The organism is Aurantiacibacter suaedae (genome assembly GCF_005434915.1).
GTDB lineage: Bacteria > Pseudomonadota > Alphaproteobacteria > Sphingomonadales > Sphingomonadaceae > Alteraurantiacibacter > Alteraurantiacibacter suaedae.
This window is the reverse complement of record NZ_SKCG01000004.1, coordinates 193,499-211,260: the sequence shown is the minus strand read 5'-3', so window position 1 is coordinate 211,260 and position 17,762 is coordinate 193,499. Positions and strand designations below refer to the sequence as shown.

Here is a 17,762-nt window from a genome sequence, read left to right as displayed (position 1 = left end):
ATCTCAGGATCACCGTGAATTGGCGCACGTTGCTGCGCATTCGCCTCGCAATAGAACCACGGCGACTAGCGCAAGAACCGACAGAACGGCCCGCTCGCCGCAGCGCTCATTCGGGCGCGGTGGCGAACAGAATCTGTCTTAGGATGGCGGCCAACTCGTCTTCGTCGTACGGCTTGGTAAGCACGGGCACATCGGGATACTCCTCGGCGAGTTCACCGGCGTCGCCATAGCCTGTAGCAAAAGCAAAGGGCACACCTGTCGTGCGTAGGCGCTGGGCAACGGGCAGGCTGTTTTCTATCCCGAGGTTAAGATCGAGCACCCCGCACACGACCGTCTCCGCATCAAGCATGCTCATGGCCTGTGTGACGCTGCTTGCCGTCAGCACCTTTTCGGCGCCGAGATTGGCCAGAAACCGCTCGCCATCCATGGCGATAATCATGTTGTCTTCGAGTAGCAGCACCGTAGGAGAGGACAGTCCAGACAGGGGGGGCACCTGCGTTTGCGCATCGTTGTCTGCCAAGTCGGGCTCGCCCGCAGGCTGCGCCTCGAAGCGTGCTATGTGCCGTGCGGGAACATACATTTCTGCGGTTAAGCCAGTAAGCGGATAGGTCACTTCGACCTTTCCGCCCAACTCGAACGGAATCGACCGCTCGATCACGGTCGATCCAAAGCCGCGCCGCACTGGGGCTTTGACCGGCGGACCGCCCGATTCCACCCAGCGAATGCCCAGCACGCCGTCATCTTCCTCCGTCAGAGTGACATCGACGCGGCCAAGGCTGTCGGCCAGCGAGCCGTACTTGGCCGAATTGGTGGTCAGCTCGTGGATCACCAACGCGAGCGTGGCATAGGCGTCCGGCTTCACGATCGCATCGCCGCCGTGGAACACCACCCGGTCGCGCTTGGCGCCGAGGTAAGCATTGACCTCGGTCTCAACGAGTTCGCGCAGCGATGCAGCGTTCCAGTTGCTGCGCGTGATCTGGTCATGCGCGCGGGCAAGCGCCTGAATACGGTCGCTCACGTTGGCGGTAAACTCCTCGATGCTGAGCAAATCGGACTTGCTCTGCTCGACCAAGCCGCGAATGAGCGTGAGGATATTGCGTACCCGGTGGTTCAGCTCGGCGATCAGCAGTTCCTGCCGCTCGCTTGCTCGCTGGCGCTCGAGGTTGGCGCTGTCGGCCATCCGCAGCACCACTTCGAGCAGCGTGACCCGGATGGTGTCGGCAACCTCCAGCTCTTGCGGGGTCCATTCCGCAGAGTGGCCGTGCACAATTTCTTTCCAGCTTTCGAAGCTCTTGCGCGGGGTAAGGCGGACGCCGTTCGGCCCTAGCTCGACCGGTTTTTCGGGATTGCCCGCCCAGGTGACCTGCTTGGCAATCTCGCCGCGAAATAGCATGATATAGTCACGCGGTTTGCGCGACACGGGCATGGCCAGAACGCCGGAGGCACGCTGTGTATAGTCCGCCGCCGGGGGATGGACCTGCATCAGGCAATCGGTCGCGTAGACCGTGCTGGTTGCCGTGGTGTTCAGAAAGCGAACCAGCGTCATAATCTCGTCGCGTGTCGGGGTCGCGCCACTGGTCTGGAACTTGCCATCAATCCATGCGGCAGCGCCATCGAAAGCGACCAGATCCCTCAGCCCGTCGATGATCTGGTCAAGATCATCGCTCAACGAGCTGCTCTGGGCGAAATGGCGCATCAGGTCGTCGTGGAGTTCACGCGCAACCTCGGAATCCTGCTTGCGCCGCACTTCGAGTTGGTGCGCCAGCAGGAAGCCGAACATCTGCCCGAACAGTTCCGCCGCCGAGCGGGTCACATAATCCAATACCAGCGGCTTGTAATGATGGCAGGCGAACAGCCCCCACAGCTTGCCATCGACGATAATGCTGATCGACATGGATGCCTTTACACCCATGTTGCGCAGATATTCGAGGTGGATCGGCGAAACGGCGCGCAGCGTGCTCAGCGACAGGTCGAGCTTCTCGTTCTCCGAATTGACCTCGGGCAGGATCGGCGAGACCCTGTCATCGACATCGCTGATGATGCGGATCACCGAACGCAGGTAAAGCGCGCGCGCCTGGCGGGGAATATCGCTGGCCGGGTAGCGCAGGCCGAGAAAGGTATCGACGCCGTGCGCGGCGGATTCGGTTATGACTTGCCCCGTGTCGTCTTTCGCAAAGCGGTAGACCATCACCCGATCGAAGCCCAGGAACACGCGCAAGAAGCGCGCAGCCGTCTCCGCCAACGATTGCACGTCCTTGCAGGTCTTGAGGCGGGATACGATGTTGTGCACCTGCATCAGCGGATCGACGCACTGGCCCTTCTCGTCAGCGGCCTCGATCTCAATGATCGTGGTCCGCCCGGTGCGGTGAAGAGCCAGGTTGAACAGGCGATCGGAGCCTGGCAGAAGCTTAAGATCGAACAGTCGCCCGATCGAATCCCTGGTCGACAGAAGCTGCACGGCCCCTCGCACCTCGTGGATCGCTTTCTCGGACAGGATCTGGTGCAAAGGCAAGCCGATCAGGTTCGTCGCCTTCTCTCCGAGAAATCTCTCGGTAGATTGGGAGGCGTGCATGATCAACCAGTCTGACGAGAGCGCAATCAGGCACCCAAAGGACTGTACATGGCCAAGGAGATGTATCTCCTCCCGGTCACAATTGGTCAGATCGACTTCCACCTAAACTTCCTTAACCGTTAGGCGAGACGCAAATCTGGCCGCTTCCTGCTGAAATACCTCGAAGGCAGCACGCGTATCTGCCACTATCGCAGTTTCTTCTCTTGGCAATGCTGCGAGCATTTCCTGCAATTTCTGCCACGCCGGTCCCGAACCCTCGTCACGAAAATAGGCATGGGCGGCGGAGTCGTGGGGCACCTGCGCTGCGTTCAAACGGGCCGAGATGAGCCGTGCCCCTAGTCGCGAGCCCAACACGACATAGGCAACCGCCAGCGGCTTGAGCGCGCCAACATCCCGGATAAACGAAGTGGCTGGCGCGGCACCGGTGGCAGCAAGCGAGCATACCGCCAGATCGCGTAAACGGCCGATTTCCTCGGTGAAGATCGGATGAGAGGAGACACTGGGAAGAAGCGAGGATAGCGCCGCAGCATGCGCGCGCAGTGTCGCCTCCAAACCCTCGCGAGTAGTTATGTCGAAAGCTGCGAAAGCACTTTCGGTATCTTCGTGAGCCTGCATCGTCTGATCGCGCAGAACCCGCCTCAGTCCGACCGGCATCCTTGGGCCCGAATCATTGTCTTTCTCATGCCCGAATTGATAGGCATGATTTTACAGAACGACAATCTCTCTACCGCCATAAAATCATACTTTATTAACCGCTATTCCTCTAAAAATAAACATATTTTATTGCGGATGGAGGGCTGGGAAGCATCGGCCCTGCCGATGGAAGACCACAGCGCTAGCCTTGGCACCATCAGCGCGCTGGCCAATGCAGGCGCAATTGCAAACTTTACGTCGCAGAACCTCTCGGCAGGAAAGCTCCGAAGCCGGCCAAGCTGCATTGTCAGCACATAGGGCGCATTGCGCTCCGGCAGCTCACGCTAGAGCAGCCCGGCGGTTGACCCCAGCGCTGTTCAATTCCTTTGAAGACCTCGACGCCCTGACAACCGCGGTGACCCGGATCTCGGGCAAGCGGGGTAGCTAGCAGATCAGACTGTATGCGCTTCAGCCTTAATCGGCGCGCTTTCGGGTGACCGAGCGCATGGGGTGGAGCTGGGAGCGGTGCAACGCATAACCGAGTTCTGAAGCATCGCCTGCGACTTCGCTGACCGCAGCGCACTTTCGATGCGCGCCGTCGCCGCGATCGACGTGGCGGGTCGGCAATACACTAGTCGATCCGGCTCGCTCTCATCGCTAGTCTGGCGATACCGGGAAAGATGCGCGAAGAAAGCGTCATTGCGGCCGCGCCACGTGACGTCTCTGCAATGTGCCAGAGGAACTTTGCGACGCCCACGGGCTGCGCAGCACGGCGGGCAAACTGGCGCTGGAAATGCGCTGATCCCTGGCCGTGCGAATAGCTGGCTACCGCCGCCTTCGCGCTGGCAAGAGCGATGGCCATTCCTTCGCCCGCGAGTGAAGGGATCACGGCGGCCTGATCGCCAAGTCTATAAATGCCATCCTCGGTGTCGCGGGCGATCCAGCCGTACGGGACGGCAGCGATCGTATCAATCGGCAGGCGAGCCGTGGTGCAGTTCATTCGTCGGGCGAAATGCGGATTGTCGCGAGCCAGATGCTGAAAGATCGCCCAAGGATCGCCGCCCATCTCGGCAAATGCCGATTTGCGCAGCGCGAGGCATATGTTGGCGCTACCGCCTTCTTGTAGCACAATCCCGGCATAGCCGCCGGGGAACAGGTGCAATTCGATTGCATCCCCGATCAGCCGTTCGACGTCGGCTGCCGCAGGCACGCGGACCCGCATGCCCAGGGCTGGATCGGGTGCATCGCGCGGGCGACGTTCCCCCCTTACATCGTGTTTGCCGGTGGCGAGGAAAATCGCCGGGCTCTTCCAGATCTGACGCTTACCCTCGACAACTCCCGGCGCCACGCGGCGTGCATGATCGATCTCGAGCTGGGCGCCCATCGCTACCGCCCGCGCACGCAAAGCGCTGTCGAGCGCATGGCGGGAAAGTCCGTAGGCAGTTTCGGGCAGGGGCATTTCCGCCTGGCGGCTACCTGCAAAAATGCGCAGCCGTGTCACCCGCCGCGCGCCGAACGTTTCCGGATCGCAGCCCGCGCCTCGCAGTGTCTCGGCTGTGCGCCAACTCAAAAAACCGCCGCAAATCGCGTCGCCCACTTCTTGATTTCGGTCGATTAAGATCGGCCGCGCACCGCTTTGGGCGAGGAGCAGGGCTGCCATGCTTCCGGCGGGTCCGGCACCGAGCACGATCGGCCGGTTCATTTCAGACGCTCGACGCACAGGCGAAACGGAAAGCAGCGCTCGACCCTAGCCGCCGTGACCCCTGCCTCTGCCAGAATGGGAGGCCATTCTTCCGGACGAAAAGAGCGCGCTATCGAAAGCTGTCCGTCCTTGCGGACTATGGGATGCCATCCCGCAAGACGGGCGAGTAGCGGGTAACCAAGATAAGCGAAGCCGTGTCGGTGCAAGTCGTTTACGAACCATCCTGCCTCTGCCTCGTGTTCCATGAAGCGCAGGAATGTCACCAGTTGCCTATGCGTCATGTGATGCGCGACGAGGCTGGAAACAATGCAATCGAACCCTTCGCTGGCCAGATCTGCGTAATCTCCGGTGCGATAGCTGATAGCCATTCCAGCTTGCGTCTTGGCTTTGGCGATGCCCTCGCTGCGCGGATTGAGATCGATCCCTACGAGCCGCGCCACCTTGCCCCGGTCTGCAGCCCACCTTCCGATGGCTCGAAGCATGTCGCCATCGCCGAAGCCTACATCCAAAAGGGAGAACTCGCGTCTCGAACCGATCGCCCGATCAAGGAACTCCATTGTCGGACGCCGCGCCAATGTGATCGTGTTGACCCGCGCTAGGTCGGCCAGCACCGAGGCATAGACATCCGCGCCAAGCGCGGGATCGTCCATGATTTCCTCGGCTTGAGCCCGATTAGCGAGCATCGCACCAGCCGAAGCGGAAACCTTCCATTGCCAGGCCGGGCCCGAACGCCAACGCGACACCCCTTTCGGGTCGGTCCCGAATGATCCGTTCAAGCACGAACATGAGCGTGGAGGACGACATGTTACCGAACTCACGCAGCACGTCCCGCGAATGATCGAGCGCATCTGGATCCAGTTCGAGCCCCTCCACCACCGCGTCGAGAATCGAGCGACCGCCCGCGTGCACGGCATAGGACAAGGGTTTTTCCTCGTCGCCAAGCACGCGTTTGCGCACTTCTTCGCGCCTCAATGCGGTGCGGATCCGGCCAGGCACTTCGCCCGACAGGCGCATCTCGAACCCGGTATCGCCAATCTGCCAGGTGATAAGTTCGTCGCTTTCTTCCAGCGCCGCGGTAATTCCTCGGCCGATCAGCAAACCCTCGCCTTGGCTGCTGACGATAGCTGCAGCGGCGCCATCGCCGAATTGCGCGCCGGCCAGCAATGGTTCGATATCCACGGTTTGCTGATGGTGGAGGGTCGACAGTTCGACCGTCACCACGAGCACACGCGCCTGCGGTTCGGAGCGGACGATATGGCGCGCAGTCCGTAGCGCGGTTACGGCGGCATAGCAGCCCATGAATCCGATCAGCACCCGCTCGACATCGTCGGCAAGGCCCAGCCGACGCGCGATGATCTGGTCGATTCCCGGAGCGATGAAACCGGTGCAGCTAGCGACGACCATATGGCTGATATTGCCGAGTTCACCCAGCTTCCTGATCGCCGCCAGCGCCAGCTTGGGGGCCTCTTCGGCGTAAATCGCCATCCTGCGGCCGGTCGATGGTGGGGTCGCGGAATAAATGCCATCCCCTGCATCGAGTTTCGCGTCGTCCTCTGTTAACACCGACCAGCGGTGATCGATGCCGGAGCGTTCGGCCATGCGCGCGTACAACTTCGCCTCGCGCCTGCCACTCAACTGCCGCATCGCCCAGGCACGGTATTCCTGTTCGAAATCGCAATCCGGCACCGCAGAAGCCAACAGGTTAATTCGCGCTGTCATCTTCTCGTGATCCTAGCTTCATGAAATCAACCTTCTCACCGGTCCATCGTTCCTGTTCGGCCACGCCCTGCCGCTCATGAGGTGAGTGCGCGATGCGGTACTGCGCGAGCAGATTGCTCTCGATGAGTTTGGCACGTTGCCTTCGCAGCGTTTGCGTACCCGCCATCTCCGACGTGTCAGTGTCGCTGCTCCGTATTCAAGCGTCAACGCGATCCGACGAGAATGCAACAATATAATATAACCTTGACCTTGGGAGTCTGCTCGCTATTGGCCATCGCCTCAGAATGAGACATTGTCTCATAAATCTTTTTTGCCCACTTTTTCGAGTTGCGACCCCGATGACCACAGGTTTTCTTGCCGCCTCCGCGCTGACCGCGCTGGGCGTTCTGTTCATGCCGACGGGTGCCGCCGCCCAGCCAGAGAGCCTTGCTTCGCAGGATTTCGCTGTCGGGCCTGGTGGTGCGCAAATCGTCGTATCGGGCGTGCGCCAGGCCTATCGGGGCGATTTCGCGATCTCTGAAATTCCGCAGTCGATCGATGTAATCGCTTCCGAAACGCTCGCAGAGAACAGCATCATCCGCCTCAACGACGCGCTCGACCTCAATGCCTCGGTCGCGCGGCAGAACACGCTGGGCGGATTGTGGGATTCCTTCGCCATTCGCGGCTTCGCGGGCGACGAGAACATCCCGACAGGCTATCTCGTCAACGGGTTCAACGGCGGTCGCGGCTTCGGGGGCGAGCGGGATACTGCCGGGATCGCGCGGATCGAAGTGCTCAAGGGCCCGGCGGCTGCGCTGCTGGGAAGGGGCGAACCCGGCGGTACGGTCAACCTGGTGACCAAGCAGGCGCAGATCGGCGACACGTTCGGCACGGCAGGAGTACAGTTCGGCAGCTTCCACCGGCTTCGTTCCGAAGCCGACGTGAACATCTCCATCACCGAGGGGCTGAGTGTGCGACTGATCGGCTATGCCGAGGATGGCGACACCTTCCGCGACACGGTGGACGAATATCGCTGGGGTTTCCTGCCATCCATAGGCGTTGCGATCGGGCCAGACACCCGCCTGACCTACGACTTGGAGAAAACGCGCGTCGAAGTGCCGTTCGACCGCGGGATCGTGGTGCTCAATGGCGATTTCGATACCGTCCCGCGCGATCGCTATCTCGGCGAGCCCGGCGATGGTGACCATGTCGCGCGGGCCGAGGGGCACTCACTGCGCCTCCAGCACGATTTCGGCAATTCGTGGAGCCTGCTGCTTGGCGGTAGCATCCGCGACACGCTGCTCACCGGCACCTCCTCCGACCCCGAACTTGCGGTCTCGCGCCAGCCGATCTTCACCGACGGTCGCTCGCTCTCGCGCCAGCGCCGCTCGCGCGTGTATGATTCGCAGCAGGTCGTGGTGCGCGGCGAGGTCAGCGGCGAGTTTTCGACCGGCGGGCTGATCCACCGCATCCTGATCGGCGCCGATCACGACGAGTTCGACAACCTGCAGGATTTCCGCCGGGTCCGTCCGCCATCGGTGGGCAACAATCCGAGCGACGAGGCGGCCTACGTGATCGACATTCTCGATCCCGTCTACGGGCGCTTCCCGCTGCCGACGCCGCTGCCGCAGAACAACCGTCTCGACCAGCAGTCGTCGACCGGGTTCTTCGTGCAGGACCAGATCGAGCTGACCGACCGCCTGCAGGTGCGGCTCGGCGCGCGCTACGACGATTTCACTCTGCGGACCGAGAATTACCTGACCGATGTCGACAGCGAGCGCAGCGACAGCCGGGTCAGCCCGCAGTTCGGCGTGGTGTACGAAATCTCGCCCGCCTTCTCGCTCTATGCCGCCTATGGCGAGGGCTTCCGCGCGAATATCGGCACCGATGTAACCGGGCGCATCTTCGATCCCGAGGTGAGCAAGTCGATGGAGGCGGGTGCGAAGCTGACGCTGCTGGACGGCGCGCTGACCGGCATTTTCACCCTTTACCAGCTCGATAAGAACAACGTGCTCGCGAGCGACATCAACAATCCCGGCTTCTCGGTCGCGATCGGCGAGGCGCGCAGCCGCGGGGTGGAACTGGACCTCGACGGGCGCCTGCCCGGCGATGTCGATGTGCTGCTCAGCTATGCCTATGTCGATGCGGAATCGCGATCGAGCGTGCTCGACCCGAACTTCTCCTTCGTGATCGAGCCGGGCGATCCGCTGATCAACATTCCCGATCACACCTTCAATATGCAGGCTTCGAAGACCTTCCAGCTCGGCGGGCGCGAGGCGAAGCTGGGCGGCGGGGTGCAGTATGTCGGCAAGCGGCTGGGCGCGACCGGCACCGACTTCTTCCTGCCCGACCACACGCTGGCCCGCCTGTTCGGGGAGGTCGAGCTGCTGGAGGGCGTCACGCTGTTCGGCACGATCGCCAATCTCTTCGACGCCGACTGGTACGCCAACAGCTATTCGCAGCTCTGGGTCCAGCCCGGAGCGCCGCGCACCGCCACTCTCGGTTTTCGGGCAGGTTTCTGATGAACATGAAGATCACTTCCACCCCCGCGATCGCGATTGAGGGGCTTGAGCAGAGCTACGGCCACAAACAGGTGCTGCGCGGGCTCGACCTGACCGTGAAGCGCGGCGAAATCTACGCGCTGCTCGGCGGCAATGGCGCGGGCAAGTCGACCACGCTCTCGGCGCTGCTCGGCTTCATCGTGCCGCAGGCTGGCACGGTGCGCGTATGCGGGATCGACCCGGCTGCCGACCCGCGCGGTGCGCGGGCCACGATGGCCTATGTGCCGGAGAACGTCTCGCTCTACGAACACCTCACCGCGCGTGAGAACATCGCCTATTTCCTTGCGCTCGCCGATGCCATGCGCGGGCGGGACGCGATCGAGGGTGCGCTGACCGCGGTCGGCCTGGCGGAAGAGGCATGGGACAAGCGGCTGTCCGGCTTTTCCAAGGGGATGCGCCAGAAGGTCGCGATTGCCTTGGCACTAGCGCGCGACGTGCCCGTTCTGCTGCTGGACGAGCCGACCTCGGGCCTCGACCCGCGTGCGGTGCTCGAATTCAATCGCCTGCTCGACGCCGCGCGTGAACGCGAGGTCGCGGTGCTGATGGTGACGCACGACATCGTGAGCGCGGTCGACATCGCCGACCGGTCCGGATTCCTCGGGCAAGGACGCATCGAGGAAGAGCGCGAGGCCAGCGCCAGCGGTCCGCGGTTCGACCTCAACGCGCTGCATGATCGCTACGCCCGCGCTGGCGAACCGGCATGAGTGCCGCGAGCCTGATCGCGCGCGAGGAATGGCGCGTGCTGGCGCGCAACCGCGCCGGCCTGATCGCCAGCGCGCTGCTCGTGCTGCTGATCCTCGTCGCCAACTTCACCAGCCTTGAACGGCGCAGCGCAATCGAGGCGGATCGCGAGCGGTACCAGGCGAGCGTCGACGAGAGCTTCGATGCACAGCCCGACCGCCATCCGCACCGAATGGTCCACTACGGGCAGTTCGTGTTCCGCCCGCTCGCCCCGCTCGCCTTCTTCGATGCGGGCGTGGACAGCTTCACCGGCAACACGGTGTTTCTCGAAGGCCACCGCCAGAACAGCGCCAACTTCGCGGAGGCGCGCCAGTCCTCGCTGCTGCTGCGCTTCGGCCAGCTGACGCCCGCCTTCGTCCTCCAGACGCTCGCGCCGCTGCTATTGATCTTCCTCGCCTTTGCCAGCGTCGGAAGGGAGAAGGAGCGCGCCACGCTCAAGTTGATGCTGGCACAGGGCGTAAGCGGGCGCAGCGTGATAGCGGGCAAACTGATCGGGCACGCTGCTATCGCGCTTGCTGTAGGCCTGCCAGCTTTTGCTGTATTGCTCGTCTTCGCCGCCGCCGGTGCGGCCGAGTGGGGCAGCGTCGCTCTGATGATTCTCGGCTATGCCGCATGGCTGCTGCTGTGGGCGGTGCTGGGCGTCGTCGTTTCCGCGCTCGCCGGGCGGCCGCGCGATGCGCTCGCGATCCTGATCGGCTTGTGGATGGTGATCGTCATCCTCCTTCCCCGCGCGCTGCCCGAGGCCGCTTCCGCGCAGAGCGAACTGGCCACCAAGATAGAGACCGAGATTGCGCTGCACCGCGACCTGCTGAAGATCGGCGACAGCCACGATCCCGACGATCCCTATTTCAACGACTTCAAGGAAGAGGTTCTGGCCAAATACGGGGTCGACACGGTGGAAGAGCTGCCGGTGCAATACGCCGGTCTCGTCAGCATCGAGGGCGAGCGGCTGACCACGCAGATCTACGCCGACGCCGCGAACCGCCAGATCGCCAGCGAGAGCGAGCAAAACGCCTTCGTCCATGCGTTCTCCGTCGTCAGCCCGCTGATTGCGATTCGCCAGCTGTCGATGGCGCTCGCCGGCAGCGACCTTTCAGCGCATTACGACTTCCTCGATCAGGCGGAGACGTTCCGGTACGATTTCGTGCAGCGGTTGAACCGGATGCAGGCGGAGCTTCTGCCCGGCATCGAAGGCGACGACCCGCGCATCTCCGCCGCTTACTGGCAGGATATTCCGCGCTTCGCCTATGATCCGACCGATCCCTTCGCGCGATCCCAAAACCTCGTCTGGCCGTTCGCTGTTTTGCTCGGCTGGCTGGGCGCACTGGCTGCGCTAGCGCTTATCGCCGCGCGCCGCATCGAGAGGGCCGCACGATGAGCGCGCCTTCGATCTGGTCTGCCGAGGCGCGCCTGCTGCTGCGTTCGGGGCGAAACCTTGTGGCGCTGATCCTGCTGCTGGCGTTGTCGAGCGCCGCGGTGTGGGCGGGCATTGCCGAAGTCGAACATCAGCACGCCACGATCAAGCGGGTCGAGGCCGAACAGGTCCGCGATCTTGCCGCCGTCGCCGAGGCGAATGCCGGACCCGAGGGCGATGCGGGCTACAATGCCTATTACGCTTTCATGCTGACCCAGGGCCCGCCGCCACCGCTGGCCTTCGCGGCGATCGGACAGCGCGATCTGCAACCCTATGTGCTTCGCGTGCGCGCGCTCGGTTTGCAGGCGCAGCTTTACGATTCCGAAGTCTACAACCCCGAACTGGCGCTCCCCGGCGTGTTCGATTGGGCCTTCGTGCTGATCTACCTACTGCCGCTGGTGGTCATTGCCTTGGGTCACGATCTGGTGACCGGCGAGCGTGAAACCGGTCGGCTGCGCCTGCTGCTCTCGCTTCCGGGCAGCGGCTTGTGGCGGCGCCGCGTTGGGCTGCGCTACGGCGCGGTACTGGCAGCGCTCGGACTGCCGCTGGTAGTGGGCGGCATCGTCATGGTCGCACCGGTATCGGGCATCGCGATCATGCTGCTGACCGCGGCGCTTTATTGCGGGTTCTGGTTCGGCCTCGCCATGCTGATCGGGGCGAGCCTGCGCACCTCTGCGACTGCTGCCGCAACGATGATCGGCTGCTGGATCGTGCTGACGCTGATCGTGCCAACCCTCGCCAACGCTACGATTGCGCGCACGGTGCCCGTCGCCAAAGGGATAGACCTCACGTTGGCCCAGCGCGAAATGGTTCACCACGGATGGGATATCCCGAAGGAAGAGACGTTCGAGCGGTTCTTCGTCAACCATCCCGAATGGCGCGGCAAGGAAGAGTTCGAGGGCCGCTTCCACTGGAAGTGGTACTACGCGATGCATCAGGTCGGCGACGAAGCTGTCGCAGCCGACGTCGCAGCCTATCGCGCCAGCCTTGCCAGGCGCGAGGAGCTGACGAAGACGCTGGGCTTCGTGCTGCCCGGCGTGGGGACGATGAATGTCCTGCACCGGCTCGCCGATACCGATATCGAAGGACAGCTGGCCTACCAGGATTCGGTTGCCGCCTTCCACAAGAGCCTGCGCGAGTTCTATTACCCCTACCTGTTTGAGGATCGCATGTTCACGCAGGCCGATTTCCGCCGGATCCCTCGCTATGAAGCAAGGCATTCAACCGGAACGCTGGCGCTTGGATCGCTGGGTGCCCTGGGCTTGCTTGGCCTGCTGGCCTTGTGGTTGGGCTCGTTGAGGATTGCGCGAAGCGGTATTGGCAGCCGGTCCAAAGGGAGAGGTCCGGGAATGGCAGCGTTCGGCAAACTGGCCGAAATCACGCACTGACGGAGTTTGGGATGCAAGGGCGACATCTCAGCGCCCCAAACTCGGCCCTTCGGCAACCCGCAGCAGTTTCTGATTTTTGGCAGTCTGCAAACCTGCTGATCGCCGGCTGACAATCGACAGGCCGGATGGCTTCATGTTGGTTGGCAGGAAGGTGCTGCTTAATAGATACGCAACTATTCTTAAGTACCAATCCTGATGGTGTGAAATTTGGAAATCCTATGGACGCTCGCGAGAAAAAGCGGTTGCAAACACTGCACGGCTATCGGCTATTGGATACCCCTTCCGAGCCGGAATTCGACAGTATTGTGGGACGGGCTGCAGAGCGGTTTCAGACGCCGATCGCGCTCATGTCACTCGTCGACGCCGACCGGCAGTGGTTCAAGGCGAAAATCGGTCTCGATGTGGACGAGACGCCGCGCTCCATCTCGTTTTGCACTTATGCGATCCAGGACGACGGTGTGATGGTGGTCGAGGATGCCAGTGAGGACGAGCGGTTTATCCGCAATCCGCTGGTTCTCGGCGATCCCTCCATTCGGTTCTACGCCGGCGCTCCTGTGGTTGCTGAGGACGGTTCCAAGCTGGGTACGCTGTGCATCATCGACCGCAAGCCGAGGCACGACTTTGGCAAGGCGGAAAGTGAGGCTCTGGCGGAGCTTTCGTCGGAACTGAGCCGCGCACTTGCTGCAAGAGCAAAAGCGGCTGACGCGCTGGAATAATGGATGACGGGGCCGGCCACCATCGCTGATACCGGCGCGATCAAGCTCGCCCGAACACATAGTGTGCTGACTGGATTGTCAGCACAGATTTTTCTCATCGCGCTCGGATACGCCGTGCTGGGATGGGTTGGGCAGCAACTCGCGCCTCCTCCCGGCTTTGCTTCGCTAATCTGGCCGGCTTCGGGGCTGGCGATCGCCGGGGTGTCGGCATGGGGCTACCGCGTGTGGCCCGGGGTGTTCCTCGGCGCCTTGGCAATCAATGCGCTTTCGGTCAGCTCGGTTCTTCTTCCCCTCAATGCACTTGTCTTGCTGAACGCGGTGGCCATCGCAGCAGGCTCGACGCTGCAAGCTCTTCTAGCGGGCTACTGGATACGAAGCCGTGCCGGTTTCCCGGTGAAACTGGCCGGACCTGTGGATGCGTTGCGTCTTGTTGTGCTCGTCGCCCCGCTTGCCTGCCTCGTGAATTCCTCCATCGGAACTGCCACATTGTATGGCACCGGGGTCATCCCGCCCGACAATATCGCCCGTTTCTGGCTGCGGTGGTGGGCGGGCGATATGGGCGGCGTCTTGATCGTTCTGCCCCTTCTCTTTCTTGCGCCCTGGAGCCGGGGGGCAATAGTGTGGCGGGGCAAAGTCCTCTCCCCGTTCACTACATTGGCGTTTGTCGCCATCCTTGTGCTCTTGTGCGCAACGCTGGCGGCATGGCGATTGAACATGCACGCAGCTTACGAACGAAGCCAGACTTCGTTCGAAGCGTTGGCGACCGACAGCCAGCAGGCACTTGAATTCCGGATGCAATCCTATCGACAGGCGCTCGACGGCGGTGCTGCGCTTTTCGAAGCGTCGAACGAAGTTAATTTCGATGAATGGCGCACATACACCTCGGTTCTGGACCTGGCGCAAAACCTGCCCGGTATCAGCGGCATCGGGTTTATCGAGCCGGTAGCCGCAGGCCAGGAGGAACAGTTCGTCGCCAGCGTGCTAAAGCGCGGGCAGCCGGATTTCGATATCCATCCGCTGACCGAACGCGACGAGAAATTCGTGATCGTCGCTGTCGAACCGCAGGAAGGCAATGTCGAAGCAATAGGCCTCGACATCGCATTCGAGGCCAATCGCAGGCAGGCCGCACTTCACGCACGCGATACGGGGCTGGCCACGATCACGCAGCGCATTCTGCTCGTTCAGGACGAGACGGAAAGCCCTGGGTTTCTTCTGCTGCGCCCTGTCTATCGGGCGGGGATGCCGATTGACACGCTCGAACAACGGCGGGAGGCATTCGACGGATGGATTTACGCCCCGTTCATCGCACCGCGCTTCATGAACGGGCTTACCGCCAGCCAGGGAGAGCTGTTCGACATAACCGTTTATGGCGGACCGACGGCCGATCCGGATACGGTGATTTTCACCAGCCTCGATGCAAGCGCAGCCGAGAGATCTTCGGCGTTTGTGGTCACGCGGACATTTCCGGTAATGGAGCAGACGTGGACGGTCGCATGGTCGAGCACGCCTGCTTTCGAACAAGGGGTGGTGACAAGCGAAGCGGAACTCGTGCTGGCGGGCGGTCTGTTGCTCACACTCATCTTTGCCGCTTTGCTGTTATCCGCCTCGCGTCGCGAGGCTTACATCAGCGGGCAAGTCGAGGAGCAAACCCGCGAGCTGGAGGAAACGGTGGCCGCTCTTGCGGATAGCGAGCGGCGTTTCGGCGATCTGGCAGGCCTGTCACCGGCCGGAATTTTCCGCACTGATCCTTATGGCTTCTGCAATTACGTCAACGAGTCATGGCTGAAGTCCACCGGTCTCGATCCTTGGGAGGCGCTGGGGGCAGGGTGGCTGGATGCTGTACACCCTGAAACGCGATCGCGCGTACGAGAGCAATGGCTCGACGCCATCGGTGAAGCATCGCAATTGCGTACCGAAGTGCAGTTTGTGAAGGGCGACGGGGAGCCCCGATGGGTGGACCTCATCGCGGCCCCGCAACTCGATGTGAACGGCCAGGTCCAAGGTTTTATCGGTGTTGCCATCGATATTTCCGAGCAGAAGCGCGCGGCCGATGCTCTCAAGGAGAGCGAACAGCGCTTCCAGTCATTAGCCAGTTTCTCCCCTGCCGGCATCTTCAGAACCACCCCTTCGGGCTTGTGCAATTATGTCAATCCGGCCTGGTGCCGGATGACAGACCTGACCGAGGATGAAGCTATGGGAATGGGCTGGCGCAATGCCGTGCATCCTCTCGATGTCGATAGGCTCACGTCCGAATGGCTTGCGGCGTTGGAGGCTGGCGATATCTACAGGAACGAGATTCGCTGGCTTCATCGTGATGGATCAATCGTCTGGGGCGATGCGATTGCCCGGCCGGAATTGAGCGAAGACGGCAAACCGCTGGGATATATCGGCGTAGTGCTCGACATCACGGATCGGAAGCGGTTTGAGGATGAGATCGCAGAGCGTGACCAAGAGCTTTCCTTGCTTGTACAAAACGCCACGGATGCCGTTTTGCGTATCGGTCTCGACAATCGGTGCATCTACGCCTCCCCTTCGGCGAACGACGTGTTGGGAGTTCCTGCCCAGGAGTTGATTGGCCGCTCGCTTCTCGAACGCCTGCACCCTGATGATGCAAGGGAAGTGGCTGCGATCTTCGCGCAACTGCGCTTTGGCGAAACAGAAAAGGCCGTGATTGCCTTCAGGTCGGACACCCGCGGCGCATTTGGCGATTATCGCTGGCTAGAAGCGACTGTCGGCCTGGTGCGCGATGCGCAGACCAACGCTCCGAAGGAGATTTCCGCGTCTGTACGTGACATCAGCGATCGCAAAAAGATGGAGCTGGATCTGGTTGCGGCACGCAGAAACGCTGAGACTGCGGCTGCTGCCAAGGCAACTTTCCTGGCCAATATGAGCCATGAAATTCGCACGCCGATGAATGGAGTTATCGGGTTTACCGAGTTGCTGCTGGAAGACAACCTGACTCCCGAACAGCACGAAAAGGCGCAGCTCATCGCCGATTCCGGCCGGGCCATGATGCAGATACTCAACGATATTCTCGATATTTCGAAGATCGACGCGGGCCGGATGAAGATTGTGCCCGAGCCCATCGACCTGCGTCATAAGCTGAAGTCTTGTATCAATTTGCTGGAACCTTCAGCTCGCCAAAAAGGCCTCATGTTCGAGCTGATCGTGGACGAGGAGGTGCCCAACCGCATCATGGTCGACCCGCTGAGGCTGCGGCAAATTCTGACCAATCTGGCTGGCAATGCGATCAAATTTACTTCCGAAGGTGCTGTCAGAAGCCGCGTTTCGGTGGAGCAGAGGCCGGGCGGGCGTGATGTTCTGTGCATTTCGGTGGAGGATTCAGGGATAGGCATTCCGGCCAACCGGCTCGAAGCGATCTTCCGCGAGTTCAGCCAGGCCGACGATTCCACCGCCCGCATATTCGGAGGTACCGGCCTGGGCCTGACGATCAGCAATGAGCTTGCCAAGATGATGGGCGGCGAACTGGAGGTGAGTAGTGAAGAAGGCCATGGCTCTGTCTTCACGCTGCGTATCCCGCTGCGTCCGATCGACGAAAGTCAGGTCGAGGCGCAGGTTGCACAGCCCATTGAACGCGAGCTTACCTTTGCCCGGCCTCTTCGCATCCTCGTGGCAGAGGATCATGATATCAATCAGGCGCTTGTCATGTCGATGGCCAGCCGCATTGGCCTTGCCGTCGATATAGCTGTTAACGGCAAGGAAGCAGTGCGCATGGTGCAGGATGCGAAGGCCGCAGGTCAGCCCTACGATATGGTGCTGATGGACGTGCAGATGCCGGTGATGGACGGCCTGGAGGCAACGCGTTCGCTGCGAAATGCCGGCTTCACAGCCGAAGAGCTTCCGATCCTTGCGCAGACGGCAAATGCCTATAGCGAGGACGTCCAGCGCTGCCTGGAAGCGGGGATGCAGGGGCATCTGTCCAAGCCCATTCGGCTGCGCGGGCTGAAATCCGCAATCCAGCGGTGGTTGCCCAAAGAGCTGTTCCGCGAAACAGCCGCGAGTGCGCCGTGCAAGCAGGAAACCTCACCGGATCCGGCAAAGGCGCTTACGAAGCGTTATGCCGCTCGGCGCAAGACAACGTTCGCTGCGCTTGACCGGCTGGACCCGGCCAATCCGCTCGATCGGCGCGAGGTCGAAGCAGTCGCGCAGATGCTGCATAAGCTTGCGGGCGCTGCCGGTATGTTCGGCGAGGAGGAACTCGGTGAACTGGCGCGGGCGCAGGAAAAAGCCATACTCGCGGCCGATGCGCAGGATGCGCGCGAGGCCGTTCGCATGGCCCAGCGTGCTTTTTCGAAATGGAAGTAGCGATAACGGCA

General features: G+C 61.8%; 13 protein-coding genes. 7 read left to right on the top strand and 6 right to left on the bottom strand.

Translation table 11 applies throughout. From position 1 onward, the window contains the following. Nucleotides 1-106: 106 nt before the first annotated feature. Nucleotides 107-2,674, bottom strand: coding sequence for an HWE histidine kinase domain-containing protein (locus E0473_RS14950; RefSeq protein ID WP_137681719.1), 2,568 nt, complete (start codon nt 2,672-2,674; stop codon nt 107-109). Next, a complete protein-coding gene (locus E0473_RS14945; protein WP_137681718.1) occupies nt 2,675-3,187 on the bottom strand; it encodes a biliverdin-producing heme oxygenase in 513 nt (170 codons plus the stop codon). On the opposite strand from E0473_RS14945, the gene E0473_RS14940 reads away from it, so the two are divergent. Beyond that, nucleotides 3,176-3,523, top strand: a complete 348-nt coding sequence (locus tag E0473_RS14940; protein ID WP_137681717.1) for a hypothetical protein — start codon at nt 3,176-3,178, stop codon at nt 3,521-3,523. The two genes, E0473_RS14945 and E0473_RS14940, sit on opposite strands and share 12 nt — an antisense overlap. Nucleotides 3,524-3,836: 313 nt before the next feature. Here the strand turns inward: E0473_RS14940 and E0473_RS14935 are convergent, their stop codons facing one another. The 4 genes from E0473_RS14935 to E0473_RS14920 are packed head-to-tail and all read right to left on the bottom strand — an operon-like array spanning nt 3,837 to nt 6,792. Next, nucleotides 3,837-4,907 carry an FAD-dependent monooxygenase gene (locus E0473_RS14935; RefSeq protein ID WP_137681716.1) on the bottom strand — a complete coding sequence of 357 codons (1,071 nt, stop codon included), beginning with the start codon at nt 4,905-4,907 and terminating at the stop codon, nt 3,837-3,839. Then, complete coding sequence (locus E0473_RS14930; protein ID WP_241657546.1) at nt 4,904-5,557, bottom strand: methyltransferase domain-containing protein; 654 nt, start codon at nt 5,555-5,557, stop codon at nt 4,904-4,906. The genes E0473_RS14935 and E0473_RS14930 overlap by 4 nt, the downstream gene beginning before the upstream one ends. A 22-nt stretch (nt 5,558-5,579) precedes the next feature. Beyond that, on the bottom strand, nt 5,580-6,626 hold the full coding sequence (locus tag E0473_RS14925; RefSeq protein WP_137681714.1) for a type III polyketide synthase: 1,047 nt from the start codon (nt 6,624-6,626) through the stop codon (nt 5,580-5,582). After that, nucleotides 6,610-6,792 carry a hypothetical protein gene (locus E0473_RS14920; RefSeq protein WP_137681713.1) on the bottom strand — a complete coding sequence of 61 codons (183 nt, stop codon included), beginning with the start codon at nt 6,790-6,792 and terminating at the stop codon, nt 6,610-6,612. The genes E0473_RS14925 and E0473_RS14920 overlap by 17 nt, the downstream gene beginning before the upstream one ends. A gap of 226 nt (nt 6,793-7,018) precedes the next feature. Between E0473_RS14920 and E0473_RS14915 the strand changes: the two genes are divergently transcribed. From E0473_RS14915 to E0473_RS14890, 6 genes are all read left to right on the top strand, one after another. After that, nucleotides 7,019-9,127 (top strand): TonB-dependent siderophore receptor, encoded by a 2,109-nt coding sequence (locus tag E0473_RS14915; protein WP_421721795.1) that lies wholly within the window; start codon nt 7,019-7,021, stop codon nt 9,125-9,127. Nucleotides 9,128-9,132: 5 nt separating this feature from the next. Beyond that, on the top strand, nt 9,133-9,870 hold the full coding sequence (locus tag E0473_RS14910) for an ABC transporter ATP-binding protein (protein ID WP_421721794.1): 738 nt from the start codon (nt 9,133-9,135) through the stop codon (nt 9,868-9,870). Then, nucleotides 9,867-11,285: an ABC transporter permease gene (locus E0473_RS14905; RefSeq protein WP_137681710.1), complete on the top strand. Its 1,419-nt coding sequence runs from the start codon at nt 9,867-9,869 to the stop codon at nt 11,283-11,285. Before E0473_RS14910 ends, E0473_RS14905 begins: the two co-directional genes overlap by 4 nt. Beyond that, nucleotides 11,282-12,709, top strand: coding sequence for an ABC transporter permease (locus tag E0473_RS14900; RefSeq protein ID WP_137681709.1), 1,428 nt, complete (start codon nt 11,282-11,284; stop codon nt 12,707-12,709). The genes E0473_RS14905 and E0473_RS14900 overlap by 4 nt, the downstream gene beginning before the upstream one ends. A gap of 218 nt (nt 12,710-12,927) precedes the next feature. Further along, complete coding sequence (locus tag E0473_RS14895; RefSeq protein ID WP_137681708.1) at nt 12,928-13,425, top strand: GAF domain-containing protein; 498 nt, start codon at nt 12,928-12,930, stop codon at nt 13,423-13,425. A 3-nt stretch (nt 13,426-13,428) separates the two neighbouring features. Further along, a complete protein-coding gene (locus E0473_RS14890) occupies nt 13,429-17,751 on the top strand; it encodes a PAS domain S-box protein (protein WP_137681707.1) in 4,323 nt (1,440 codons plus the stop codon). Nucleotides 17,752-17,762: the final 11 nt, after the last annotated feature.